The sequence below is a fragment of the Gordonia liuliyuniae genome (genome assembly GCF_021738805.1).
GTDB classification, from domain to species: domain Bacteria; phylum Actinomycetota; class Actinomycetes; order Mycobacteriales; family Mycobacteriaceae; genus Gordonia; species Gordonia liuliyuniae.
In genome coordinates this window covers 361,831-385,919 of the sequence record NZ_JAKKOR010000001.1, presented here as the reverse complement: position 1 = coordinate 385,919, position 24,089 = coordinate 361,831, and the positions used below count along the sequence as shown (strand labels likewise).

Below are 24,089 nucleotides of genomic sequence, written 5' to 3'. Positions count from 1 at the left end.
GGGGGTCCGGGGGCCGGGCGGGGGGTTTTTTGGGGGGGGGGGGGGGGGTGGCCCCCCCCCCCCGACACGTATCTGCGTTGATCAACTCAATGCGACGAGTTCGTGCAGGGTGCTGCCCGCGACGGACTCGACGGAGCCGTCGGCCTGCGTCACGTCGAGGGTGAAGTCCGACTGGAATCGGAAGTAGCCGGGTTTGCCGACCAGCCGGTCGGCGATCGGACGCATCATCTTGGCGCCGATGACCGGGATCTCCTCGATCAGCGAATGCGACTGCAACACCTGCTGGACGCGCATCTCGAGTCGGAACCTGCCGGGAGCGGCCAACGTGAACGTCTCCGGGTAGTCCTGCCGCGCGACGTCGTCGTAGACCGACGGCCCGACGGTGAACTCGACTTCGCCGGTCGACAGGAGGACTTCGTCACCCTTGGCGAGCATCACCGGCATGATCTGCAGGTTGTTGTACTTCTCGTTGCAGGCGACGACGGCGTATAGCAGCGAGTACTCGTCGGTGTAGAGCCTGCCCCAATGCCAGCGTTCGATGACACGAGGCATGTTGCCGACACCCCAATTATGGTCGGCGTATCCGCGGCCGGTCACCTCCCAACTGTCGTCGCCGATCACGACGGTGCCGCGCACCGCGGCGCGGGGTGCGCCGACGCACCATCCGAAGATGCCGCCGTCACCGAACTGTGTCTCGCCGCGCCCAGGCATCCACGGCAGGATCTCGTTGCGGAACTCCAGGTCGAGCCGGACGCCGTCCTCGTCGAAAGTCACGAAGTAGGTCGGCATGCCGTTCTCGTCGAACTCGACGCGAGCCGAATTCGGTCCGATCCGCACGTCCACTTCCTCGGTGGAGAAGTGCGTTGCGCGTTCGGGGTACCGCTGCGCGATCTGCAGCCTGCTGCCGTCCGGCTTGTAGACGATGATCTCGACCCAGGGTCGCGACATCGGCGGATCTTCCGGACGGCGCTTCACCAGGAAGCCGACGACCGTGTAGCCGTTGTCCAAGTGCGCGTCGAAGTACCAGTGCTCGAATGCTGTCCGCTCTGTACGGGCGTGCAGGGCGTTGTGTTCGGGTCGGACGGTGGTGATGGTCCCGTCGCCACGGCCGGGGCCGTTCCATGCCTCGACGGCGTCGATGGTCTTCATGAGATCTCGTTTCTATGTTCTTCGCTTCGTTCTACCGTCGGCGCCGTCCGGCCCCGACTCAGATCACTCCGGCGGCGGCGAGCTCGGCGAGCCGGTGCTCGTCGATCCCGAGCAGGTCGGTGTACACCTCGGTGTTGTGTTGGCCGACGCGTGCGGGCCCAGACGACCGGATGGAGCCGGGTGTGGCCGAGAGCTTCGGCACCACCCCGGGCCCGAGGACGGCGCGGCCGAGCCGCTCGTCCGGATGTGGCACGAGCATGTCGCGCGCCTGGAACTGTTCGTCGGCGACGACGTCGGCGACCGTGTTGACCGGCCCGGCGACCACACCTGCGTCCGCCATCAGTTCGATGACCGTCGCGCCGTCACGCTCGGCGACCCACGCGCCGATGATCTCGTCGAGCAGATCCTCGTGCTTGCCGCGGGCCACGTGGTCTCGGGTGCGTTCGTCGTCGATCAGGTCGTCGCGGCCGATCACCGTGCACAGTCGCCGAAAGACGGTGTCCTGGTTGGCGGCGATGATGACCCACCGTTCATCCCTGGTCAGGTACAGGTTGGACGGCGCGATGCCGGTGAGCCTGGTGCCGGACGGTTCACGGACGATACCGCCGAGATCGTAATCCGGGATCGTCGATTCGAGCATCGCCAGGCAGGCCTCGGTGAGCGCGACGTCGACCACCTGGCCGCGCCCGGTGAGGTGGCGGGTGTGCAGGGCGGCGAGCACGCCCTGCACCGCGAACATTCCGGCGAGCGAGTCACCGATGGACAGCGACATCCGCGGCGCGGGTCCGCCAGGGAAGCCGTTGATGTAGCGGAGTCCGCTCACTCCTTCGGCCACCGACGCGTAGCCGGCTTTGAACGCGGCCGGGCCGGTCTGCCCGTAGCCGGAGACCCGAGCCACGATGACGCCCGGATTCCGTTCGGCCAGCACGTCGTAGCCGAGCTGCCACTTCTCCAGCGTGCCCGGCCGGAAGTTCTCGACGATGATGTCGCTGCGTTCGACGAGATCGAGGAAGATCTCGCGTCCCTCGGCGGAACGCAGGTCCAGGCTGATGGCCCGCTTGTTGCGGGCCTGCACGGTCCAGAAGGCCCGCTCCCCGTCCTGTTCGGCCTGACCCCAGGTGCGTAACGGATCGGCTCTACCCGGCGCCTCGATCTTGATGACGTCGGCTCCGAGGTCGCCGAGCAGCCTACCTGCGAACGGGCCTGCGATCAGGGTGCCCAACTCCAAGACCCGCAGGTCAGCGAGCGCTCCGGTGTTCTCAGAAGGCCCTGGGTGTTCAGAAGGCCCTAAGTGTTCAGAAGGCCCTGGGTGTTCAGAAGGCCCTGGGTGTTCAGAAGGCCCTGGGTGTTCAGAAGGCCCTGGGTGTTCAGAAGGCAAGGTGGACGGTCTTCTCTTCGGTGTTGGCATGGATACCAGACTGCCCCAGTTCGCGACCGTAGCCGCTGGCTTCGCGGCCGCCCCAGGGCAGGCCCGGCTCGGGGACGCCCCAGCCGTTGACCCACACCATGCCGACCCGCAGTCGTGGGATCACGGCGTGCGCGGTGGACAGGCTGCTGGTGTGAATCATGGCGTTGAGGCCATATTTGGTGTCGTTGGCGATCTGTACCGCTTCGTCGGTGGTGGAGAACGGGATGACGGTGGCGACGGGCCCGAAGATCTCTTCGCGGGCGATCGTCAAGTCGTTGTGTCCGCGGAACACGGTCGGCTCGACGAAGTAGCCTGCACGGTCCAGGACGTTGCCGCCGGTGATGAGTTCGGCGTTCTCACTCTTGCCCGCGTCGATGTACCGCTCGATGGTGTCGAGTTGTTTGCGGTTGACGATGGTGCCCATGGTGCTCGACGCGTCGCGCGGGTCGCCGATGACGGCGGCTTCGGCGGCTGCGACGAGGCCTGCGATCACTTCGTCGACGCGCGACTCGTGGACGAGCACGCGGGTTCCCGCCGCACAGACCTGCCCCTGGTGGTAGAAGTTGCCCATCGCGATCCACGGCATCGACTCGTCGAGGTTCGCGTCGGCGAACACGAGTTGCGGTGATTTGCCGCCGAGTTCGAGGGTCATCTTGCGGAACTTGTCACCCGCGCGGGGTTGGATGGTGCGGCCGACGCGGGCGCTGCCGGTGAAGCTGATTTTGTCGATGCCCTCGTGGCCGGCGAGCGCCGCACCGGCTTCCTCGCCGAGACCGGTCACCACGTTGAGTACGCCTTCGGGCACTCCGGCTTCGACGAGGAGTTCGGCGAGGCGGATGGTCGAGAGCGAGGCGTCCTCGGCTGGTTTGATGACGGCGGTGTTGCCTGCGGCCAGCGCCGGAGCCAGCTTCCAGCCCGCGATCACGGCGGGGTTGTTCCACGGTGTGATGGCGCCGACGACGCCGAGCGGCTGGCGCAGGGTGTACCCGAAACGCTGCTGCGGACCGTAGCTGGGGAGCACGGAGGTCTGCCCGACGATCTTGTCGGCCCAGCCCGCAAAGTGCCGGAAGGTGCCCGCCGTGGCCGGGATGTCGCCGTTGACACTGTCGACGAACAGCTTGCCCATCTCGACCGATTCGAGGGCGGCGAGGTTCTCTGCGTCGGCTTCGATCAGATCGGCGGCACGCGAGAGGATCCGTCCGCGCTCGGCTCCGGGCAGGTCGGACCAGATGCCGGACTCGAACGTCTCGCGAGCGGCGGCGACCGCGTCGTCGACGTCGGCCGCGGTGCCCGCGGGAAGTTCGGCGACAACGCTCTCGTCGGCCGGGTTGGACGAGACGTAGGTCGCCCCGCCGGTCGCGGCGCGACGGGTGCTCCCGATGCGCAGACTGACGTCCGGAATCGTCGGTTCGTAGCGAGTCGCGGTGGCCTCGGTCATCGGTGTCTCCTTCTGGAGTGTTGGTGGGTGAGCGAAATCTGGGTCGGTCAACGACGCAGTGCGCCGGAAGCGTCGAATTCGGCTTCGCGATCGGCCATCTGGGCGCGATACCAGTTCTCGCGGTGACGGCGCATGAGCTTTTCGTGGGCCCGGCCGAGTGGCGGGATGCGGCGCAGTGTCTCGATGGCGGCGACGGCCGGGAACCGGGCAACGACCCACAGGAGGCCGGGCAGCGCGTTGGGCATGTCGTGTTTGGCGTAGGTCTGCGGGAACATGAACAGCCTCGCGTAGGTCGCGTAGATCGCTGCGTTGTAGCGTTCCCGCAGCCTTTGCAGACCGCTGTGGTCGCCGCGCGGGGCGAACGCGCGCGGGAAGGACTCGATGAGTTCGACGCCGCCCTCTCCCGCGTCGTAGCTGCGCGCGGTGCCGACGATGGCGAGCAACCGAAGGCTGTCGGCAATGGTTTCGGGATACCAGCTGTTGCGCACGCCGACGATGTGGCCCATGTACCGCTGGAAGTGGATGAGGTCGTAGATCTCCTTGCGGGTGGTCTGGACGCCGAGGATCCACAGCGCCAGACCCGGGACCACGCTGCCGCCCAGGAGGGTCAGCAGCATGTAGGCCTGACTGATCGGCAGTCCCCATTTCTCCGAGTGCCATTCCGGGTGGTCGGCGACGCGTCGGCGCACCGACACGTGCATGACGCGCACCAGCATCGCGGTGGCGCGCCCCTTGCTGCCAGGTGTGAGCAGGCCACCGGGTTCGGAGACGTCGATCCAGAAGCGCGACGTCTCCAGGAATCGGCGGAGCGCGTTGTCTCCCGCGTACCCGCCTGCCAGCGAGAGCGGTGTGGCCACGGCGGCTTCGGTGTACATCTCCAGGGTCTCGCCGCCCGCGACGCTGAACAGGTACGTGCCCCAGCGCCGCCAGATCTGGGCGCCCGCTTCAACTTTCGCAGGGTCGACCCAGTCAGGGACCTGCTCGAACTCGGTGAACAGTTCGACCATGGACGGCGGCGGATTCTCGATACTGTCCAGCCCGTCGTCGAGGGCCCGTTTGAGCATCGCGCGCCCCTGCTCCATGCCGATCTCGCCGTAGAGGACGTCGTCGACGAAGCGTTCGGCGACCGGGTCACCCGCATACATGTCGCCTGCGAAGGCGTCCAACTGCTGGGCAGTCGGGAATATATCGGCGCCAGTCAATCGTTTGGCGACCTTCCGCGCGCGCCGGATCATCGGGCGCGACATGGTCGCCCGGTACGGGAACGCGGTGGGTGTCGGCCGCTTCACCGCGTGCTGATCGTCGAGTGAACGCGCTTCCTGAACGGTCATGTCGAAACCTCCGTACTCGGTCCTTGGCAATTCGATCCTTGGCGATTCGTTGACACCGAAAGCCTCGGGTGAGGTTCAGGTCACAGCCAGAACAGTACCATACCGTATGGTACGGTCAGGATCGAAACGACCCGCCACGATGAGGCCCCATGACGCGTAGCCATGACACACCCGAGAACACTGATGACCGGCTCCCGCCCGACAAAGCGGACGAGGCCTCGACACGGGTCGACGACCAGGTCGGCGACGTCGCGATCGACGCCGACCGGGGCCGCAGACGAGGCGTGATCGCGGCTGTCGTCGCGGGCGTCCTGGTCGTGGCCCTGGCGGTGACGACAGGGTTCACGGCCAGCTGGTACGTGAATGACCGAAGCCGCGAGCATCTCGACGCCCAGTACATCGACACCGCCCGGCAGGGCGTGCTCAACGTGATCTCGGTGAGCGCCGACCGCGCCGATCGCGATGTGGACCGGATCCTGGCGAGCGCGACTGGCGACTTCCGTGCCGATTTCGCGAGCCGCTCCAAAGACTTCGTCGAGGTCGTCAAGCAGATGAAGGTGACCAGCAGGGGCACCGTCAACTCGGTCGGCATCGAGTCCTCGGACGACCACGAGGCCACCCTGTTGGTCTCCGCGACCTCATTGGTGACCAATGGCGCTGGAGCACAAGAGGATCCGCGGGTGTGGCGCCTTCGCGTCAAACTGCAGCACGATGACGACGGGATCCTGATCGAGAAGGTGGACTTCGCGATATGACAGACACGACCGAACAGACTCCAGACCACGGGCAGACTCGCGACGACGAGCAGACCCCAGACGAGGCGACCGACCTCGAGACGGCAGAGACGGCAGATGACTCGCCCGCCGCACCGCGACAGTGGGTGCGTCCCGCGCTGTGGTCGGTCGTCGCGGCACTGATCCTGGTGCTGGCCGGGCTGAGTCTGTTCTTCTGGCTCGGCCACCGCAGCAGTGCAGAAGTCGACGACGCGACGCCCGCCGTGCTGGCCGCAACCCGCGAGGGGACGATCGCCGTGCTGACCGATCACGCAGCCACCGTGGACGCCGACGTCGCTACGGCGAAGAACCTGTTGACCGGTGTTTTCGCGGACGAGTACGGGTCGCTCGCGCGCACCGACGTGCTGCCTGCCGCGAAAGAGCGTGGACTGAGCTCCACCGTGCACCTGTCCGGCGTCTCGCTCGTGACAGCGGATGAAGACGAGGCCGAGACGATGGTCTTCGTGACCCAGCAGGTCTCGTCCGGGAAGCAGAACGAGGATCCGACCACCACCGCGACCGCGATCCGTGTCGGCCTCGTCAAGCAGGGCGATCGCTGGCTGATCGAGACCTTCCAACCGATCTGACGTCGGCACGTCAGCGTCCGGCCAGCATCGCCCGGAGGGTCGGCGGCTCGCCTCGCCGCTCCCCCGTCAGTCCGGCCACCTGGTAGGTGACGCCATCCGAACCCAGGTAGGTCCCGCGGGTCGTGTCGTAGTCGGCGATCTTCACCCGGCTCGTGGTGCGCGTGCGTCCCTTCGCGGGAGCACCCGACCCAGTCCTGTCCGACCCAGTGACGCCGGCTTTCTGCCTGCACAACTGCACCGTCGCGGCCCGGTAGCCCGGGTATTCGATGCACGGCAGGTTCCGTGCGCCGCGCACCGACCGCGGATCGTCTGGGTCCACCTTGCAGTACAGGTTCTTCGGCGTCGACATCGGCCGCAGGTCGGTCGGCGACCGCCGTTCCTCGGCGGGCAGGAACCCCTCGATGCACGGCGGCGGGTCGTTCAACTCCATCGCGAAGTACGTGTTCTGGCCGGGGTCGTCGGCGTTGACGATGCCCGCGCCCTGCGACGCCGCGATCAACGGCGGGAAGAGCACCAGGATCTGTTCGAGCGCCGGGTTGTAGACCGCTCCGACCTGTTCAACGGTCACCAGGTTGGACAGCAGCAGCGGCAGCAGCGGCTCGAAGTCGTTGAACATCGCGGTGGCCTCCTCCGCGGCGGGCCCAGCCTGGTCGAGGACACCGCGCAGGTCCGCGTCCGATCCGGCTACGGTCCCGGTGATGCGCGCCAGCGACGCCGCCCAGCTCGTGATCGCGTCGCCGGACACCTGTTGGGTATGTAGGAGCGGACCGAGCTCGTCGATCAGCTGGGCCGTCGGATCGTCAGCCTTGCGGGCTTCGCCGAGGATCCCGGTCACCGAGTCGATCAGAGTGCGCAACGCCGGGCCCTGACCGGCCAGCGCGGTGAAGCTCTCGTCGATCACCGTCGTCAGATCGTCTTGCGGCACCGACGCGAGCAGATCGTTCACCGAGCCGAGCACCTCACCGGCGTCGGCGGAGACGTCCACTCGGTCGGCGGCGATCCGTGAGCCGTCATGCAGATCACCGTCATGGCAGATCACCGTCATGCAGATCACCTCCGTGCAGATCACCTCCGCCGGCCCGTCTCGGCACCAGGTCGATGTACATCTCACCGACCGCGGACATGCCGCGGATCTGCACGTCGACGTCGGCCGGGATCGCGGTGCCCGATCGCATGGACAGCTCGGCGCGCGCACCTGTACGGGTGCTCACCACGTCGACGACGCGGCCGACGGTGATGCCGCGGTAGGTGACGTTCGCGTTCGGGTAGAGCCCTCCGGCGTCGTCTGATTCGACGGTCACCGCGTAGCGCCCGACCCCCGCCTGCTGCGGGACTTGCGCATAGCGGACGGCGACGACGACGAGCGCCAGTACGGCGATGACGGCGAATGCGATCAGCCGGATCATGGTGGGGCGTCGCAGGTTCATCGGCGTGGTCGCCTTCCCGGATTCAGCAGGTCCTTCAGGTCCGGCGTCGTGCCGCGGCTGCTCGCGGGTGCGGCCTTGCCGAGCACCCCTTCGAGTCCGGCGAGCATCCCCTCGAGCGGCGTGCCGAGCAGCAGCGCCTTGTCCAACGTCGCCAACCGCAGGTCCAAGGTCACCTGACCGTTCGCATAGTCGCCGCGAACGACGTTGCGCACCATGTCGATCGGGAACGGGTAAGTCAGCAGGTAGCGGGTCGACTCGGTGAGCGACTGCCCGGAGTCGGCCAACCCCTTGAGGATCGGCGGCAGCGCCTTCAAGTTGGTGCGCATCTCACTGTCCGAAGACTCGATGATCGTGTGCGCGGTGTCGGAGAAGTCGCCGAGGCGGATCAACGTCTGGGACAGTTCGCCGCGCCGGTCGGAGATCGCTTCGAGCGCCGGGGCGAGGGCGTCGATCGCGTCGCCGATCCGCTCGTGCTGGGCGGCGAGACGCTCGGAGAGGTCGTCGAGTGAGTCGATGGCGGTGGTAATCGAGTCGATCTGGTCATTGAGGCCGCCGAGCAACGTGTTCAACCCGGTCAGGACGCGCCGGGTCGTGTCGGTCCGCCCACCGAGAGCAGCATTGAGTTCGGTGGTGACGGTCCGCACTTGATCGATGCCGCCGCCGCCGAGGACCAGGGCAACCGACGCGAGGGTCTGCTCGGTGGTCGGATAGGCGCCCGCGTTCTCCAGTGGGACGGTGTCGCCGTCCCGCAGCGTCCCGACCGCACCGCGGTCTGGTGCGGCCAGTTCGACGTGCGCCGAACCAAGCAGCGTCCGCTGGCCGATCTTCGCAGTAACGTTGGCCGGCAGGTCGACGCCGGAGTCCAGGCTGACGGTGACGACCGCGTGTCCGTCGCGCACGGCGAGGTCGCTGACCCGGCCGACGGTCACGTCGGCGACGAAGACCTCGGAGTTGCGGTCGATGGTCGTCGCGTCCGGCATCTCGATCTCGACGGTCCAGGCGCCGTCTCCTCGACCGTGGGTGCCCGGCAGCGGCAGCGAGTTGAGCCCGCGCCAACTACACCCGGACGATGTCAGCACCGCGAGCACGGCGAGCAGCGCCACGGGCAGCAGCCGCCACGTCCGCCGCGTCATCGGTCCGCTCCCGGTACGAGCATCTGTTTGACTGTGGGCCTGCGTCCGGTCGATTTCCCGGACGGCGGGGTCACCCCGGAGTACACGAGTTGGTCGGGCGTGGCCCCGACTCCTCGCGTCGGATTGCTCGACAGCGGCGGATAATCCATGGTGAGTAGTCGCAGCAGCGGGCCCAGATACTTCACGCACAGTTTGGCTCCGCGTTCGGCCGTCGTCGCCTCCGCTGCTGCGATCGACGAACAGATGAACTGCACTGGGTTGGCGAAGTTGCTCATGGCCAGCGCCGACACGACCGAGTTCTGCGCCGGTTGGTAGATGTTGTTCAGGTTCGCCAGAGCGGTCGGCGCGGTGTGCAGCACCTGCGCGATGTCGTCCCGACGCTCGGCGAGGGTCGCCGTGACGTCGCCGAGCTTGGTCAACGCCTCGGTCATGCCTCCGCGGTTGTCGGCGATGAACTGCTTGACCTGTCCGAGCGAGGAGTCGAGGCTGTCCAACGCACCTGAAACATCGTCCCGGTTCGCGTCGAGGATGCTCGTCACCGACACCATCCGCCTGTTGAAGGACACGATCTGCGCATCGCTGTCGGCAAGTGCGCTGACGAAGACCTGCAGGTTCTTCACCATGCTGAACAGATCGGTGCGGCCGTCGGAGACGGTGCGCAGTGCGGCCGACAGCGACGACAGCGTCTCGTGCAGACTCTGGCCCTGCCCCGACAGGTTGGTCGCCGCTGACGTCACGGTGTCACCGAGCGGTCCGCCGACCTCATCGATCGTCGGTTTCAGTTTCTCGGATACGTCGAGGAGCTGCTTCTCTATCTCGTTCCACTCGACGGGCACCGCAGTCCGATCGATCGGAATGGTCGCGCCGTCGGCCAATCGCGGCCCGCCCGTGTACGGCGGGGTGAGCTGTACGAACCGCCCGGAGACGAGGCTCTGGTTGAGGACGACCGCCTGGGCGCTCGCCGGGATCGGCTGGGAACGGTCCACCCGCAGCCGTACGACGACGTCGTCGGCGCGGGGCGTGATCGACTCGACGGAGCCCACCGGCATGCCGAGCACGCGGACGTCGTCGCCCGGGTAGAGGCCTGCGGCGGACGGGAAGATCACCGTCAGTTCGTCGTTCGTCACGCGCGGGACGACGAGGTACGAGACGAGCGCAGCCGCCACAACCAGCAGCCCGAGGAACGCCCAGCCCCACTTCCTGGAGACCCGACTCGTCGCGGTACTCACTTGTCCCCCTTGATCGGATACGGAATCCCGGCCTCGTTGAGCGCGGTGCGCAACGCCGGCTCGATCATCTGTGCGGGCAGCAGGTTGGTGATGTACGACGAGAAGAACGGTCCGGAGGAGACTGCTTCGCCGAGTTCGGTGATGTACGGGGCCAACGACTCGATCGCCTGCCCGATGTTCTGTCGGTTGCGGCCGAGCACGGCAAGCGCACGGTTGGCGCTGTCGAGCGCGGGCGTCAATGCGGCCCTGTTGTCGGCGATCACATGCTCCAACGACTGGGAGAGGGCCCGGACGTTCGCGAACAGTGTCTCGACGGTGTGACGGCGTTCCACGAGTTCGCCGAGGATCACGTCGACGTCTCCGATCAGGTCGTCGATAGCGTCACTGCGGTCGGCGAGCACACCGCTGACCTCGTTGGCCTTCCTCAGGAGCGCTTCGAGTTGCTCGTCGCGGGTGGCGATGGTCTGCGAGAGGCTGCCGACCCCGGCGACGGCGGGCGCCAGCTCGGAGGGGGTCTGTTCGAGGACGTCGTTGACCGCACGGAGCGAGTCGGCGAGCTGGCCGGTGTCGATGTCTTGGGCGGCGCGGGTCAGATCGCCGAGCGCCGACGTCAGGTCGTACGGCACAGTGGTGCGTTCGCGGCCGATCACGGCGCCCGGCTCCAACTCGCCCGGCCCGTCCGAGGTCAGGTGGGCCACGCGGGTGCCGAGCACGGTCGCGGTGGAGATCGACAGCGAGGTGCGCGATCCGAGTCGGGCGTGGCCGTCGACGGTGAACTCGACGTCGACATGGTCACCGTCGAGTTCCATCCCCGACACCCGGCCGACGGTGACGCCGTACTGCGTGACGTCGTCGCCGACGCGCAGTCCGGCGGCGTCTGCGACCTCGGCGGTGAAGGTGCGGCTGTCACCGACGAACGGCAGCGACGCGATGCTCGTGGCGGCTGCCGCGACGAGTGCGACCACGGTCAGACCGATCGCGCCGGTGCGGAGGGTGTTGCGCCGTTCGTACCGCATCATTTCGGCTCACACCTCCCGGTGTCCTGTCCGAAGACCGGCAGGATCAGGTTCTGGCCGTCGAGGCCGTTGAGTTTGATCCGCAGCGTGCACAGGTAGTAGTTGAAGAAGTTGCCGTACGCCCCAAGCCGGGTCAGCGCCTGGTACGTGTCCGGCAGCCGTGACAGGACGCTGTCGATGGTGCCGGCGCCCGCATTGAGTTGATCGGTGGTGCGCCGCAATCCGGTGATGGTCTGCGCGATCGGCTTGCGGGTGTCGGTGAGCATCTCGCCGAGCGACGCGCTCGCCCGGTCGACGGAGGTCAACGCTCTGCCCCAATCGTTCGAGTCGGCGGCGAGCCGTTCGGCCAGCAGCGACGCCGAACCGAGTGCGGAGTTGAGGGCGCCGTCTCGCTCGGCGACGGTGCCGAGCACCGTGTTGAGGTTGGTGATCAGGTCGCCGATCACCGCGTCCCGGTCGGCGAGGGTTTGGGTGAGCGTCGCGGTGCGACTCAACAATGATTCGACTGTCGACCCCTGGCCTTGGAGGACGCCGAGGAGTTCGGCGCTGAACTGGTTGACCTGGTCGGGTTCGATGGCGCGCAGCAGCGGTTTGAAGCTGCCGAGCAGCGAATCGAGGTCCAGGGCTGGTTGCGTGTGATCGAGGGCGATCGGTTCGCCCGCGGGCAGGGGCGCCGGTTCGCCGTCCGCGTCGCGCAATTCCAGATACCGGTCGCCCGTCAGGTTTAGGTACCGGACGGTGGCGACGGTGGCGCGGGTCGGTGTGTACGAGTCGTCGATCGTGAAGTCGACGGTGACAGTGTCGTCGTCGTTGATCGCGATGCCGGTCACCTTGCCGACCTCGACGCCCGCGACACGCACGAACTGGTCTACCTCCAAGCCGGAGACGTCGGAGAAGCGCGCGCTGTAGTCGTGGTCGTCGAAGCGCACATTGCCGAAGACCATCAGGACCGCGGCGAGGATCAGGGTCATCACCGTGACGAACGCGCCGAGCGCGAGCCATCGGGCGGTGGACATCATCGGCCACTCCCACCGAGCATGAACTCCAGGATCGACTGCGGGACGACCGCCGGGCCGCCGGTCGAGTCGGCGAACGGGTTGGCTCCGGTGTCGGCGACAACGTACGGGGTCGGCACCTGGCTCAGGTCGACCTTCGGCAGCGGGCCGCAGCGCGGGCCGCCGGTCGCGGCGACCTTCGGCAGGTTCTTCGGATACGAGTACGGCTGCGTGCCCATCAGGATCGTCGAGTTCAGCAGCATGGTGGAACCGTTGCCGCCGGAGACCTTCTCGGCTTCGGTGCGGGCGACGTCGACGCCCTTGATGAAGCACGTCAAGACCGGGCTGTACTCGTCGAGGAGTGCCGCGGTCGGCTCGAACAGAACGATCGCCTTCACCAGCTTGTCCGAGTTCGGTTCGAGCACGGCGTCGCCGCGGTTGGCCAGCCCGAGAACGCCGGCCAGCAGGTCGTCGAACTGCGGTGTCTTGTCGATGACCGTCTTCGCGGTCGTCGTCAGGTTCTTAAGGGCCGCGAGCAGGTCGTCGGCGGCGGCCGCGTAAATCGTGGCGGTGGCCGCCCCGGATCGCGCGATGTCCCCGATCTCCGGGATTCGCGCGTTGAGGGTGCCGAGAACGGTGTCGAGGTCGTCGAGGCCGATGCCGAGGGACGCGCCCTGCCCGTGCAGCGCCTGGGCGAGCGTGCCGAGGATCTCGTTGAGCTTGTCCGGTTCCACTGCGCCGAGCATCCCGGTCAAGGACTCGAAGACGGTGTTGATCTCCACCGACACCGAGTCGGCGGAGATGCGCGCGCCGTCGGCGACGCCGTCGGCCGCGGGAACGGCGGGGTCCACGACGTCGACGCTCTTGCCGCCGAAGACGGTGGACGACCGGATCTGCACCGCGGTGTTTGACGGGATGTGCGCGGCCGCGTCGGGTTCGATCGCGACGGTGATCTCCGCGCCCCCGTCGGTGACCTCGACCGTCTCCACTTCGCCGATGCGCACCCCGTGGCGTTTGACCATGGCGCCGGGCTCGAGCGCCAGGCCCGCCCGCTCGGCCATCACGTGCACCGTGACGGAGTCCTCGAAGTCGCCGCGGAAGGCACCGACGACGGCCCAGCCGCCGACGGCGAGGGCGGCGACGGCGACGACCGCCCACAGCCGGTAGATCAGGTTCTCGCTCACCGGTTCACCCGGCCAATCGCAGTTCGCGGGCGCTGCCGTAGAGCACGAGCGCGATGATCAGCGTCACCGTCACAACCGCGATCAGCGACAGTCGTACCGCGCGACCGGTCGCCACGCCGACCCCTTCGGGGCCACCGCTCGCGTAATAGCCGTAGTAGGTGCACACCAGCATCACCAGGACGGCCATGACGATGGCCTGCAGGAACGACCACAGCACATCGGACGGGATGAGGAACGTCGAGAAGTAGTGCTCGTAGACGCCGGGCGACTGACCGAGGACGTTGACGGTCACCACGCGGCTGGACAGGAACGAGAAGATCAGCGCAACGGCGTAGATCGGCGCGATCGTGATCATGCCTGCCAGTAGTCGGGTGCCGACCAGGTACGGCATGGAGCGGATCGCCATCACTTCGAGGGCGTCGATCTCTTCGCTGATGCGCATTGCGCCGAGTTCGGCCGTCGTGCTCGCGCCGATGGTGGCGGCCAGCCCGATCCCGGCGGTCACCGGGACCACCACGCGGATGTTCACGTAGGCGGAGAGGAATCCGGTCATCGCGTCCACCCCGATGTTGCCGAGGGTGCTGTAGCCCTGCACTGCGACAGTCGCGCCGGCGAAGAGCGTAAGGAAGCCGGTGATCATCACGGTGCCACCGATCAGCGCGAGAGCACCGCTGCCCAGACTCATGTCCGCGACCAGACGCAGCATCTCGGTGCCGTAGTGGCGGGCGGCCCGCACCGCGGAGACGAGCGCGGCGACAATGAACCGGCAGAGTCGGCCGACGCCGAGGAAGAACTCGTCGGCGATGCGGACGGTGCGTCGTATCCGGTGGGCCGGGTTGCTGTGCAGGATCGTCATCCGCCGATCCCCACTGCGACACCGACCGCGGTCAGCACGAGGTTGAGCACGAACAACGCCGAGAACGCGTAGACGACGGTCTCGTTGACGGCGTTGCCGACGGCTTTGGGGCCGCCGGACACCGACAGCCCGCGGTAGCAGGCGATGAGTCCGGCGACGCAGCCGAAGACCGCGGCCTTGACCTGCGATAAGACCACCTCGCCGGAGCCGACGAGCAGCGTCAGACTCGACGCGTACGAGCCGGGCGAGACGTCCTGCGCGTACACCGAGAAGAAGAAGCCACCGAGGATTCCGATGGCGCAGACCCCGCCGTTGAGCAGGAACGCGACGAACGTGGACGCGGCGACGCGGGGCACCACGAGCCGGTTGATCGGATCGATACCGAGCACGTCCATCGCGTCGATCTCTTCACGGATCGTGCGGGATCCCAGATCGGCCGCGATCGCCGTGGCGCCCGTTCCGGCCACGACCAGCACGGTCACGAGCGGACCGATCTGGGTGATGGCTCCGAAACCGGCGCCGGCCCCCGACAGGTCACTGGCGCCGATCTCGCCGAGCAGCGAGTTCAGGGTGAAGACGACGAGCACCGTGAACGGCACTGCCATCACCACGGTCGGCAGCAGGGACACCCGGATGATGGCCAGGCACTGCGCGCCGAACTCGGCGAACTGCACTGGTCGTCGTACCGCCGCGCGCGCCGTGTCGGCGCACAGCGTGAAGAACTCTCCGACCCCGGAGAGCAGAGCTTTCGCGGCAGTCGCCGCCGTCATGGGACCACCCGGTACCGCAGCATCATGTCGTGGTCCTCGTGGTCGAGAATGTGGCAGTGCCAGACGTATCCCTGCAGGTCTTTGGTGACCATGCCGTGCGCGGGGGTGGCGCCCGCGTGGTGGCCGTGCATCGAGGACGGCGACGGTCTCACCGCGTGCCCGTGCGACGGCCGGGTCCAGTTCTGGGTCGGATCTGACGAGAAGATCGCGTCAGGATCGAAGTCGAGTTCGTCGGCTGTCGGGAACCGCACGATGATCGAGGTGACGTGTCCGCCGGGAGCGAGCACCGTGTCCTTCCATCCGGCCTCCCACGCCGCGGGAGAGCGCATCGGTCCGGCGTAGAAGCCGCTCGGATCGGGAGCCCACCTGGTGCCGATCGGCGGCTGTGGATGCGCGGCCTGGTAGTCGACGGTGCGCAGCGGTCGGCGGCCCAGGATCCGGAACATCACCAGGTGCAGATGGACCGGGTGCGGGTCGGGCGTGATGTTGACGATGTCCCAACGCTCGGTGGTCCCCTGCCTGGGCTTCTCGATCTGCGGATCCGCGTAACGCAGATTGTTCAGCGACATGATCGCGGGCGGCACCCGCAGCTCGTAGGGCTGGGACACCGAGACGCGTCGGACCTTCTGCGGCTTGGCGATCGGCGGAAGGCGATCGGGTTGACGCGCTGCGCCGCGCAGGCGGCTCGGCACCCCGCGCCGATCGCCTCGACCCGCGCCCGCGATGAATCGACAGAAGCGCGGCATGGCGACCTCGCCGAGGACCGCGGCCTGGAAAGGCGGAGCCATGTCGTTGCACAGGTCGACGGTCTCCCCCGGCGCGAGGGCGCTGAAATCGACCAGCAGGTCGAAGCGTTCGGCGGGAGCCGCCTTGATCGACCGAGTCCGGACCGGCGCGTTGAGCAGGCCGCCCTCGTTTCCGATCACCCAGAAGGGCATTCGGTTGGAGAAGAACAGATTCCACACCGAGTACGACGCCGCGTTGATGAGCCGGAATCGGTACAGACCCCGGTCGACGGTCGTCTTCGGCCACACCTTGCCGTTGACGAGCCCGCGGTCGCCGACCGCGCCGCCCTCCCACAGCCCCTCCGGAACGACGGGGGTCGACCGCAGCGACTGGTGGCCGTCGTCGCGGAAGATCTTCTCCTGCAAGATCAGCGGAACCTCGTGCTCGCCTACCGGCAGGCCGAGTGGATTGGTCGACGTTCCGGTGTCGTAGTCGTCGCGCAGGAAGTACATGCCGGCCAGGCCCGCGTACACGTTGGCGCGGGTGATCGCCATCGCGTGGTCGTGGTACCAGAGGTGGCCGGCCTCCTGCCGGTTCGGAAACTTGAACATCGACGTTCCGTGGCGCGGCAGCATCAATCGTTCTGGGTTGCCGTCGAACTCGGGCGGGGTCGCACCGCCGTGCAGATGCATGGAGGTGACCGGGGTGTCCCGGTACTTGGCGGTGACGCCGTGCAGCGAGGTGTCCAGGTCTGCGGCGAAGATGTGCTTGCCGAGTTCGCTGCGGTACTCGATGGTCGTCTGCTCACCGACGTGCGCCTCGATGGTCGGTCCGAGGTACGACTCGTCGTTGTAGGCCATCGTCGGCACCTTCGGCTGATGCCGATGGAAGCGGCTGCTGGTGGTGCGGGCGACGATCTCGATCGGCTCCGACGGGGACGACGTGATGGTGCTCGGCACGGAGAGGTCGTCCACGTACTTCGCCATCGGCGGCGAATGGAAGATCGTAGGCCACTTGATGTCCGACACCGGATCAGCGCTTGCGGCACCGCCGCCGAGCCGACTCGACAGCACGCCCGAGGCGGCCGCTGCCGCAGCCCCCAGCAGAAATTCACGACGGTTGACCCTTGCGCCCACTCGGTTCCCTCACTCGGCTGCTATTGAGACGAACAGCACAGTACCATACGGTATGGTTTGTTAACTATGACTCGTCGCCCTCCTCTCTCCCCTGCGTCACCGCTGGTCACAGCGGCCGTTGCGGCCCTCGCTACCGTTGCGACCCTCGCTGCACTAGCTGTCACACCGACGCAGGCGCAGGCGGCTCCGGCCGTCAGGTGTCCGCAGCAGTACGTGTACCTGCACGACATGGCAGGCACCGCCACCGAGATGGCCGACTTCGCCGACACCGTCGGCACCCCGGAGCAGTGTTCGTTCGTCGCCGACTACGGCCGCACCCGGCTCACTGACGCCGTGGTCGACGCGGGCGGAGCGCCGGTGGCCGGATTCGCCGCGATCGACGACAGTGCGGCGCAGGTCGCCGACCTCATGCGCGCAGAGCAGCGCACGGGGGCCGAGGGTTGGACTGTGGTTGCGCACGGTGCCGGCGCGCTCGTCGCACAGCGCGTCGTGCAGACCCAGACCGTCCCGAAGCCGATCACCGGGATCGTCGCGATCGGGCCGATGTGGCGCGGCACCAACATCGGATTCCTCGGCGACACCGAGGACATCAGCAGACGTCTCGGCACCTATGACGCGGTCCTGCGCCTGGAGAAGCCGCTCATCGACCCGTGGTGCGAAGGCTGTCGAGAGTTGGTCCGCGGTTCGGATCTGCTGGTTTCCTTACGGCGAGCAGGCCTTCCATCTCACGGGGTCCGATACACTAACGTCATCTCGCCCATCGACGGTCTGGTGAGTGATCCGTTGTCGGCAGCCCTGCCGGGCATGGACAATCGGATCCTCGATCCGGCGCGCACCCGGCACGTGACACACCACTTCGCGCTGTTGTCGGATCCCTCGGTGGCGAACGACGTCCGCCACGCCGTAGGAGGGTCCACCGACCGATGACGAAGTCGCGCCGCTCACCTCGCCTCACCGCCACCGACTGGGTCGACGCCGCACTCGCACTGATCACCTCCGAGGGGGTGCGCGGAGTCAAGATCAGCCAGCTGTGCGAGGAGCTCGGTGTCACCAAGGGCAGCTTCTACTGGCACTTCAAAGATCTCGACGCCCTATGGGAAGCGATGGCCGCGCGGTGGCAGGAGATCAACCGGCAGCGGATCACCGAACTGCACGAGCTCACCGAGATGCCTGCCGACGCCCGCCTCATCGCACTGTCGACGATGTTGATCAGCGACAGCCATCTGACGGTGGAGACCGCCATCCGCGACTGGGCTCGCAGCAACGACAAGGTCGCCGAGACGGTGCGGAGCATCGACGGCGAAGTCTTCGACGTCGTCGACCGCACACTGCGCGAGCTGGAGATGAGCCCGAGCCAGGCACGTCTGCTGGCCGGGCTGCTCGTCTACGCGGGCATCGGCTACATCCACGGCCACGAGGGACTGCCGACACCGACGCCAGACGAACTGCAGCACGCGATCTCCGCGCTGCTGTCCGCCGCCGTCGCACCGCCCGTCGGGAACTGACCTAATGATCCCCGCTCAGCTCCACCATCGGGCCAGGGAACGATGTCGAGGCTGAGCGGGGAAGTGTAGGTCACGCTCGGATCCCGCGAACTCTCTGTCCGGTCCGCTCGGCCGACCGGATCGAAATGAGTAAGTCGCGTAGCGTCGACGGGGAGACGATCTTCTCTACCCTGGAGGATTCTGGACGATGGAGACGACGATGATGCCCGCCGCGTTCATCGGGCACGGCAACCCGATGAACGCGCTCGAACGCAACCGCTACACCGAGTCGTGGAAGGCGTTCGGGGCAGCGGTGCCCACCCCGCGCGCGATCCTGGTGATCTCGGCGCACTGGTACACGAACGCGACCGCCGTCACCGCGATGCAACTGCCGCGGACGATCCACGACTTCTACGGTTTCCCCCAAGAGCTCTTCGACGTGGAGTATCCGTCGCCCGGCGCACCGGAGATCGCCGAATTGGTGGCCGACGTCGTGAAGCCGACCTGGGTCGGGCTGGACGTGGACAGCTGGGGCATCGATCACGGCACCTGGTCGGTGCTGCGGCATGCCTTCCCGGACGCCTCGATTCCGGTGGTTCAGTTGTCGCTCAACGCTTTCAAAGACTTCGGTCATCATATGGATATCGGCCGCAAGCTGGCTCCGCTGCGCGCGGAAGGCGTGCTCATCATCGGCAGCGGCAACATCGTGCACAACCTCCGCGCGATCGACTTCTCGCAACCCGACGCGGGCTTCGACTGGACGCACCGATTCGACGACGCGGCCGGAGAGCTGTTGCAGGACACACCGAGCGAGGTCCTCACACTCGATTCCCACGCGGACTTCTCGGCCGCGGTGCCCACCCCCGATCACTTCCTGCCGATGCTCTACATCGCGGGACTCGCCGACGATCAGCCGCTGCAGCCGCTGATTAAGGGTTATGCAGCGGGCTCGTTGTCGATGACCGCGTACACCCTGGGACTCGATCAGGACCTGCGGGCCGCCGAGGGTGTCCCCGGGGCCGCCGAACTGCCTGAGGGGTTCCCGACCCTCGACTCGAATCTGTAGACCGCGCACGGCCGCGGCCCCTAGGTCGCGGACCGTTTCAGTCGTTCGATGATGTCGTCCCGACTGGCGACCACGGTCACCCGCCCGTCCTCACCGGGATCGGGATCGGGAAGCACTCGGTCTGGGTCGACGAGATAGACGTCGTGCCCGTCGAGAGTCAGTCGACGGACGGCTTCCAGAAGCATCCGGCGGGCGACGTCTCCAACCGTGGTGACACGCACCAGGCTGATCGCCACTGTCTTCTGCGTGAGCGGCTCGTCCTCGAGTTCACGGAGTACACGCTCTGCGCCGGCGAAACGGATGCTGCCCTGTAGGGACACGACCTGTATCGCGTGCTTGCCGGCACCGAGCAGTCGGCGTCCGCGCACTACGGACGGGCCGGACGGAGGAACTTCCATCAGATGCATTCCCATATCCGATGTGAAACGGCGAAACAGATCCACACCGCGCACGCTGTTGCCGTGCTGGTCGAGACGCGGCGAGAACGTCGCGATCCCCGCCTGACCGGGCAACGCACCGATCAGTCCGCCCGCGACACCGCTCTTGGCCGGGATGCCGACGCGTGTCATCCAGTCCCCGGCGCCGTCGTACATGCCGCAGGTGGCCATCACACTGAGTACCTGACGGACGACGGGCGCAGGCACGACCGGTGCGCCGGTGACCGGGTTGACGCCGCGGTTCGCAAGTGTGGCAGCCATCATCGCCAGATCCTCGACCGTCACTAGAAGCGAGCACTGGCGGGTGTAGCCAACCACCGCCTCCAGCGGCTCGCCGCCGATGATCTCGTTGGCGCGCAACATGTTCGCCAAGGCTCGGTTACGGTAGGCGGTGGTGATCTCGGACTCGTAGACTCCGTTGTCGACCGTCAGTTGCCGTCCAGCGAAAGCGCTGAGACCGTGGATGATCCGGGACGTCCGCTCCGTCGGGGTCGCGTCACGCGGACCGGCGAGGGTATGCGCGGCGATCGCTCCCGCGTTGATCATCGGGTTCAACGGTCGGCCGGTACCGGGCTCGAACGAGATCTCGTTGAACGCGTCGCCGCTCGGTTCGACGCTCACTTTCTCCAGGACTTCGTCGAAGCCACGGTCGGCCAGCGCCAGCGCATAGACGAACGGCTTCGAGATCGACTGGATGCTGAACGCCTGATCGCAGTCGCCTTGTGAGTAGAGGCGTCCGTCGTGGGTGCACATCGCGACGGCGAGCCGATCGGGGTCGGCTGACGCGAGTTCGGGAATGTAGTCGGCGGTCTGCCCGGACTGATCGGCCTCGACGGACAGCAGCGCTTCGGCGAGGTAATCGGGAATCGGCGATCGCACCTCCACAACCTACCCCGGCGTCATGCAGTCGCGAGGTCCATCGTCGGATGCACCCTCAGGACCGTCGGCAATGTTTACGCAGCGGCGCACCGGGTACCTCACTGTCATGACCGACAACGCAGATGCCCTGCGGTGAACACGAATCCACAGATCCGACAGTTGGGAGCACCTCATGAGCGAGACATCAACGCAGCAGGAGCCGGCCCGCGAGCTCTCGACCGCTGAACTGGTCGAACGACTCAACACGCAGGTCACCACGCTGATTCGCACCGAACTCTCGTCCGCCGCCAACGAAGCGAAAGACAAGGGAGTCCGCATCGGCATCGGCGTCGGAGTGTCCGGGGCGGGACTGCTGGTCGTTCTGTTCGGTCTCGGCGCACTGACCGCGGCGGCGGTGCTGGGTCTGGCCACCGCAGTGGCGGGCTGGTTGGCCGCCCTGATCATCGGCGCCGTGCTCGTCGTGGTCGGCGCGGCGACCGCAGGCGTGGGTGCCATGCGCGCCCGCTCAGCGACACCACCGGTACCGGAGAACACCGCCGACAGCATTCGCTCGGATGTCACCACCGTGAAGGAGCACCTATGAGCACCGACCCGAACAACGACCCGATTCTGGGATCCACCGACGACGTCGACCCCGATCTGGCCACCACCTCCCCTATCGAACCGGTCGACGACACCCCGGCGCCGCCGCAGCCCGCAGCGCAGCAGCGTGCCGAACTTGCCGACACTGTCGACGCGCTGCACGATCGCCTCGATGTCCGGCGGCGAGCGATCGACGAAGCATCCGTCCGAACAGACCAGGTGAAAGAGCAGGCCGTCGAGCATAAGAACACACTCCTCGGCGTGGCCGGTGGCGTCGGCGCTGTCGCCGTCCTCGTGATCGTCGCCCGCCGTCGGCGGAGCGACCGACAAGACAGGGAGCGCTGAATGAGCGACGTGATCAGGATCCTGTACAAACCTCTGTCCGTCGCGACCAGCGTCGCGGGCGGTATGCTCGCCGGCGCCGCGTTCACGCGGCTCTGGCGCCGTGTCAACACCGACGAAGCCGTTCCCGATCCCAAAGATCTGCACCGCAGCAGCCGCGAGGTCCCCACCGCCGCCGCGATCCAAGGCGTCGTCTTCGGCGTCGTCAAGGCCGCAGTCGACCGAGCCGGTGCCCGCGGGTTCGAGAAGCTCACCCATTCCGATCCGTCGCCGACACGGGGCTCGCCGAAGTAGCGGCTCGGTACCTGCCGCGTCCACGACAGCGGACTACCGCGGCAGTCATTACGGACAAAAGGTCACACCGGCGAGCGGCGACACTTTACGATCGGCGATAGCGGAAAATGCCTCCTCGATCGAGGACCCTCCCCGCCCGATCGGCAGGCGGGGCCGCCATGGACCGAGAGGGATGCGCCAGTGCGAACCGTACGTGAAGCGACGTTCGACCTCCTACGCGAGTTAGGCTTGACCACTGTCTTCGGTAATCCCGGATCGACCGAAGAGACTTTCCTGCAGAACTTTCCGGACGACTTCCAGTATGTCCTCGGGCTGCACGAGGCCAGCGTCGTCGCCGCCGCGGACGGCTACGCCCAGATCACCCGCGAACCGGCACTGGTCAACGTGCACACTGCGGCGGGGATCAGCAACGCGATGGGGACCTTGATCTCCTCCGCCCAGAACAAGACGCCGCTGATCGTCACCGCGGGCCAGCAGACGCGGGAGATGCTGCTACTCGAACCGTGGCTGGTCAACCCGCAGCCGGAGGTACTGGCGCAGCCGTGGGTGAAGTGGTCGTACCAGCCGCAGCGGCCGCAGGACGTACCCGCCGCGTTCATGCGGGCGTACGCGGTGGCGCTACAGCCGCCCGCCGGGCCGGTGTTCCTGTCGCTGCCCCTCGACGATTGGGATGCACCCGCCACCGTGCCCACGGCTGTCCGCAGCGTCGGTCGTCGCGTCGGTCCTGACCCCGAGCGTCTCGCCGAGTTCGCTGCCGCGATAGCCGACGCGGCCCACCCGGTGTTGATCTTCGGTTCCGACATCGCCCGCGCCGACGCGTGGGGACCGGCCGTGGCACTGGCCGAGCGGCTCGGCGCACCGGTCTGGGCTGCTCCGTCGTCCGAGCGTCCGCCGTTCCCCGAGGACCATCCGCTCTACGCGGGCGGCCTCCCTTTCGCGCAAGGCCTGCTCTCGCAACGCTTGACCGGGCACGACCTCATCGTGGTCGTCGGCGCACCCGTGTTCCGCTACTACCCGTGGATCCCCGGCGAATACATTCCTGCGGGGTCCCGACTGCTGCACATCACCGACGATCCGGCGGAGGCCGGCCGCGCGCCGGTCGGTGACAGCCTGGTCGCCGACGCCGGACTCGCTCTCGAGGCGCTGACCGCGACGGTCCCGGCCCGCACAACCCAGGCCACCGTGATCACCCAGGCCCACCGTCTGGCCCCACACCCGCCCGCCGAGGCCGAGATCACCGATCCGACCGACGACGGCCCCCTCACTCCGCGCCAGCTCTTCCGAGTCCTGCGCGCCGCGGCGCCCGCGGACACGGTGATCGTGCAGGAGTCGCCCTCGAACCTCGCCGATTTGCACGCTGAATGGGAGATCACCCGGCCGGACTCGTATTTCGCGATGGCGAGCGGCGCTCTCGGCTGGGATCTGCCTGCGGCCGTCGGTATCGCACTGGCCGAGCGGGACCTCGGCCGGAACCGTCCCGTGCTGGCCGTGATCGGCGACGGCTCGCTGCAGTTCTCCTCGCAGGCGCTCTACACTGCCGCGCAACACCGGCTCCCGCTGGTGGTCGTCGTCCCCAACAACCGCGAGTACGGGATCCTCAAGGCTTTCGCGGTGCTGGAAAAGAGTCCCGACGTCCCCGGCCTCGACCTGCCTGGGCTCAAACCCACACTGCTGGCCCAGGGTTACGGCGCGGCAGGAGTGGTGGCCGAGACCGCCGCACAGGTGCGCGCCGCGCTCACTGAGGCCTGGGAACGCAAGGGGCCGACGGTCATCGAGGTGCCGACCGACCCCACCGTGCCGAACCTCGTCTGAGTCGGCACGGTGGGCACGGCGCGCTGATCGCCAGG

At 67.3% G+C, this 24,089-nt stretch carries 24 protein-coding genes; 9 read left to right on the top strand and 15 right to left on the bottom strand.

Annotated elements, in window-relative coordinates:
- Positions 1-81 precede the first annotated feature (81 nt).
- The 4 genes from L5G33_RS01755 to L5G33_RS01740 form a co-directional block, all read right to left on the bottom strand.
- Positions 82-1,149, bottom strand: a complete 1,068-nt coding sequence (locus L5G33_RS01755; RefSeq protein ID WP_236996411.1) for a lipocalin-like domain-containing protein — start codon at positions 1,147-1,149, stop codon at positions 82-84.
- 58 nt (positions 1,150-1,207) lie between these two features.
- The gene (locus L5G33_RS01750; protein ID WP_236996639.1) at positions 1,208-2,386 is read right to left on the bottom strand and encodes a CaiB/BaiF CoA transferase family protein; all 1,179 of its coding nucleotides are present in this window, start codon (positions 2,384-2,386) and stop codon (positions 1,208-1,210) included.
- Positions 2,387-2,516: 130 nt separating this feature from the next.
- A complete protein-coding gene (locus L5G33_RS01745; protein WP_236996410.1) occupies positions 2,517-3,995 on the bottom strand; it encodes an aldehyde dehydrogenase family protein in 1,479 nt (492 codons plus the stop codon).
- A 47-nt stretch (positions 3,996-4,042) separates the two neighbouring features.
- Positions 4,043-5,326, bottom strand: coding sequence for an oxygenase MpaB family protein (locus L5G33_RS01740; protein ID WP_236996409.1), 1,284 nt, complete (start codon positions 5,324-5,326; stop codon positions 4,043-4,045).
- Positions 5,327-5,475: 149 nt separating this feature from the next.
- Here L5G33_RS01740 and L5G33_RS01735 point away from each other — a divergent pair, with 149 nt between their 5' ends.
- Together L5G33_RS01735 and L5G33_RS01730 are read left to right on the top strand one after the other, a co-directional pair.
- Positions 5,476-6,081: an Rv1363c family protein gene (locus L5G33_RS01735; protein WP_236996408.1), complete on the top strand. Its 606-nt coding sequence runs from the start codon at positions 5,476-5,478 to the stop codon at positions 6,079-6,081.
- Positions 6,078-6,686 (top strand): hypothetical protein, encoded by a 609-nt coding sequence (locus L5G33_RS01730; RefSeq protein ID WP_236996407.1) that lies wholly within the window; start codon positions 6,078-6,080, stop codon positions 6,684-6,686. Before L5G33_RS01735 ends, L5G33_RS01730 begins: the two co-directional genes overlap by 4 nt.
- A gap of 10 nt (positions 6,687-6,696) precedes the next feature.
- On the opposite strand, the gene L5G33_RS01725 is transcribed toward L5G33_RS01730, so the two are convergent.
- The 10 genes from L5G33_RS01725 to L5G33_RS01680 are packed head-to-tail and all read right to left on the bottom strand — an operon-like array spanning position 6,697 to position 17,158.
- Entirely contained in the window at positions 6,697-7,731 is a 1,035-nt protein-coding gene (locus tag L5G33_RS01725) for an MCE family protein (RefSeq protein ID WP_236996406.1), read from the bottom strand.
- Positions 7,712-8,113, bottom strand: a complete 402-nt coding sequence (locus tag L5G33_RS01720) for an MlaD family protein (protein WP_236996405.1) — start codon at positions 8,111-8,113, stop codon at positions 7,712-7,714. Before L5G33_RS01720 ends, L5G33_RS01725 begins: the two co-directional genes overlap by 20 nt.
- The gene (locus tag L5G33_RS01715; protein WP_236996404.1) at positions 8,110-9,246 is read right to left on the bottom strand and encodes an MCE family protein; all 1,137 of its coding nucleotides are present in this window, start codon (positions 9,244-9,246) and stop codon (positions 8,110-8,112) included. Before L5G33_RS01715 ends, L5G33_RS01720 begins: the two co-directional genes overlap by 4 nt.
- Positions 9,243-10,475, bottom strand: coding sequence for an MCE family protein (locus tag L5G33_RS01710; RefSeq protein WP_236996403.1), 1,233 nt, complete (start codon positions 10,473-10,475; stop codon positions 9,243-9,245). Before L5G33_RS01710 ends, L5G33_RS01715 begins: the two co-directional genes overlap by 4 nt.
- Entirely contained in the window at positions 10,472-11,494 is a 1,023-nt protein-coding gene (locus tag L5G33_RS01705) for an MCE family protein (protein ID WP_236996402.1), read from the bottom strand. Before L5G33_RS01705 ends, L5G33_RS01710 begins: the two co-directional genes overlap by 4 nt.
- The gene (locus tag L5G33_RS01700; protein WP_236996401.1) at positions 11,491-12,510 is read right to left on the bottom strand and encodes an MCE family protein; all 1,020 of its coding nucleotides are present in this window, start codon (positions 12,508-12,510) and stop codon (positions 11,491-11,493) included. The genes L5G33_RS01705 and L5G33_RS01700 overlap by 4 nt, the downstream gene beginning before the upstream one ends.
- Positions 12,507-13,670 carry an MCE family protein gene (locus L5G33_RS01695; RefSeq protein ID WP_236996400.1) on the bottom strand — a complete coding sequence of 388 codons (1,164 nt, stop codon included), beginning with the start codon at positions 13,668-13,670 and terminating at the stop codon, positions 12,507-12,509. The genes L5G33_RS01700 and L5G33_RS01695 overlap by 4 nt, the downstream gene beginning before the upstream one ends.
- A gap of 4 nt (positions 13,671-13,674) precedes the next feature.
- Positions 13,675-14,526 carry an ABC transporter permease gene (locus tag L5G33_RS01690; RefSeq protein ID WP_236996399.1) on the bottom strand — a complete coding sequence of 284 codons (852 nt, stop codon included), beginning with the start codon at positions 14,524-14,526 and terminating at the stop codon, positions 13,675-13,677.
- A complete protein-coding gene (locus L5G33_RS01685) occupies positions 14,523-15,296 on the bottom strand; it encodes an MlaE family ABC transporter permease (protein ID WP_236996398.1) in 774 nt (257 codons plus the stop codon). The genes L5G33_RS01690 and L5G33_RS01685 overlap by 4 nt, the downstream gene beginning before the upstream one ends.
- Positions 15,293-17,158 carry a multicopper oxidase family protein gene (locus L5G33_RS01680; RefSeq protein ID WP_236996397.1) on the bottom strand — a complete coding sequence of 622 codons (1,866 nt, stop codon included), beginning with the start codon at positions 17,156-17,158 and terminating at the stop codon, positions 15,293-15,295. The genes L5G33_RS01685 and L5G33_RS01680 overlap by 4 nt, the downstream gene beginning before the upstream one ends.
- Positions 17,159-17,224: 66 nt before the next feature.
- Between L5G33_RS01680 and L5G33_RS01675 the strand changes: the two genes are divergently transcribed.
- The 3 genes from L5G33_RS01675 to ygiD all read left to right on the top strand — a co-directional run bounded on the left by L5G33_RS01675 (position 17,225) and on the right by ygiD (position 19,708).
- On the top strand, positions 17,225-18,085 hold the full coding sequence (locus L5G33_RS01675) for a lipase family protein (protein ID WP_236996396.1): 861 nt from the start codon (positions 17,225-17,227) through the stop codon (positions 18,083-18,085).
- On the top strand, positions 18,082-18,663 hold the full coding sequence (locus L5G33_RS01670) for a TetR/AcrR family transcriptional regulator (protein WP_236996395.1): 582 nt from the start codon (positions 18,082-18,084) through the stop codon (positions 18,661-18,663). Before L5G33_RS01675 ends, L5G33_RS01670 begins: the two co-directional genes overlap by 4 nt.
- Positions 18,664-18,850: 187 nt before the next feature.
- On the top strand, positions 18,851-19,708 hold the full coding sequence (gene ygiD / locus L5G33_RS01665) for a 4,5-DOPA-extradiol-dioxygenase (protein ID WP_265742361.1): 858 nt from the start codon (positions 18,851-18,853) through the stop codon (positions 19,706-19,708).
- 20 nt (positions 19,709-19,728) lie between these two features.
- Here ygiD and L5G33_RS01660 read toward each other — a convergent pair whose 3' ends face one another.
- Positions 19,729-21,024 carry a glutaminase gene (locus tag L5G33_RS01660; RefSeq protein ID WP_236996394.1) on the bottom strand — a complete coding sequence of 432 codons (1,296 nt, stop codon included), beginning with the start codon at positions 21,022-21,024 and terminating at the stop codon, positions 19,729-19,731.
- A 172-nt stretch (positions 21,025-21,196) separates the two neighbouring features.
- On the opposite strand from L5G33_RS01660, the gene L5G33_RS01655 reads away from it, so the two are divergent.
- The 4 genes from L5G33_RS01655 to mdlC all read left to right on the top strand — a co-directional run bounded on the left by L5G33_RS01655 (position 21,197) and on the right by mdlC (position 24,054).
- Positions 21,197-21,607, top strand: a complete 411-nt coding sequence (locus tag L5G33_RS01655; protein ID WP_236996393.1) for a phage holin family protein — start codon at positions 21,197-21,199, stop codon at positions 21,605-21,607.
- Positions 21,604-21,951 (top strand): deoxyuridine 5'-triphosphate nucleotidohydrolase, encoded by a 348-nt coding sequence (locus L5G33_RS01650; protein ID WP_236996392.1) that lies wholly within the window; start codon positions 21,604-21,606, stop codon positions 21,949-21,951. The genes L5G33_RS01655 and L5G33_RS01650 overlap by 4 nt, the downstream gene beginning before the upstream one ends.
- Positions 21,952-22,242, top strand: coding sequence for a DUF4235 domain-containing protein (locus tag L5G33_RS01645; RefSeq protein WP_236996391.1), 291 nt, complete (start codon positions 21,952-21,954; stop codon positions 22,240-22,242).
- Between the two features lie 180 nt (positions 22,243-22,422).
- Positions 22,423-24,054, top strand: coding sequence for a benzoylformate decarboxylase (gene mdlC / locus L5G33_RS01640; RefSeq protein WP_236996390.1), 1,632 nt, complete (start codon positions 22,423-22,425; stop codon positions 24,052-24,054).
- Positions 24,055-24,089 lie beyond the last annotated feature (35 nt).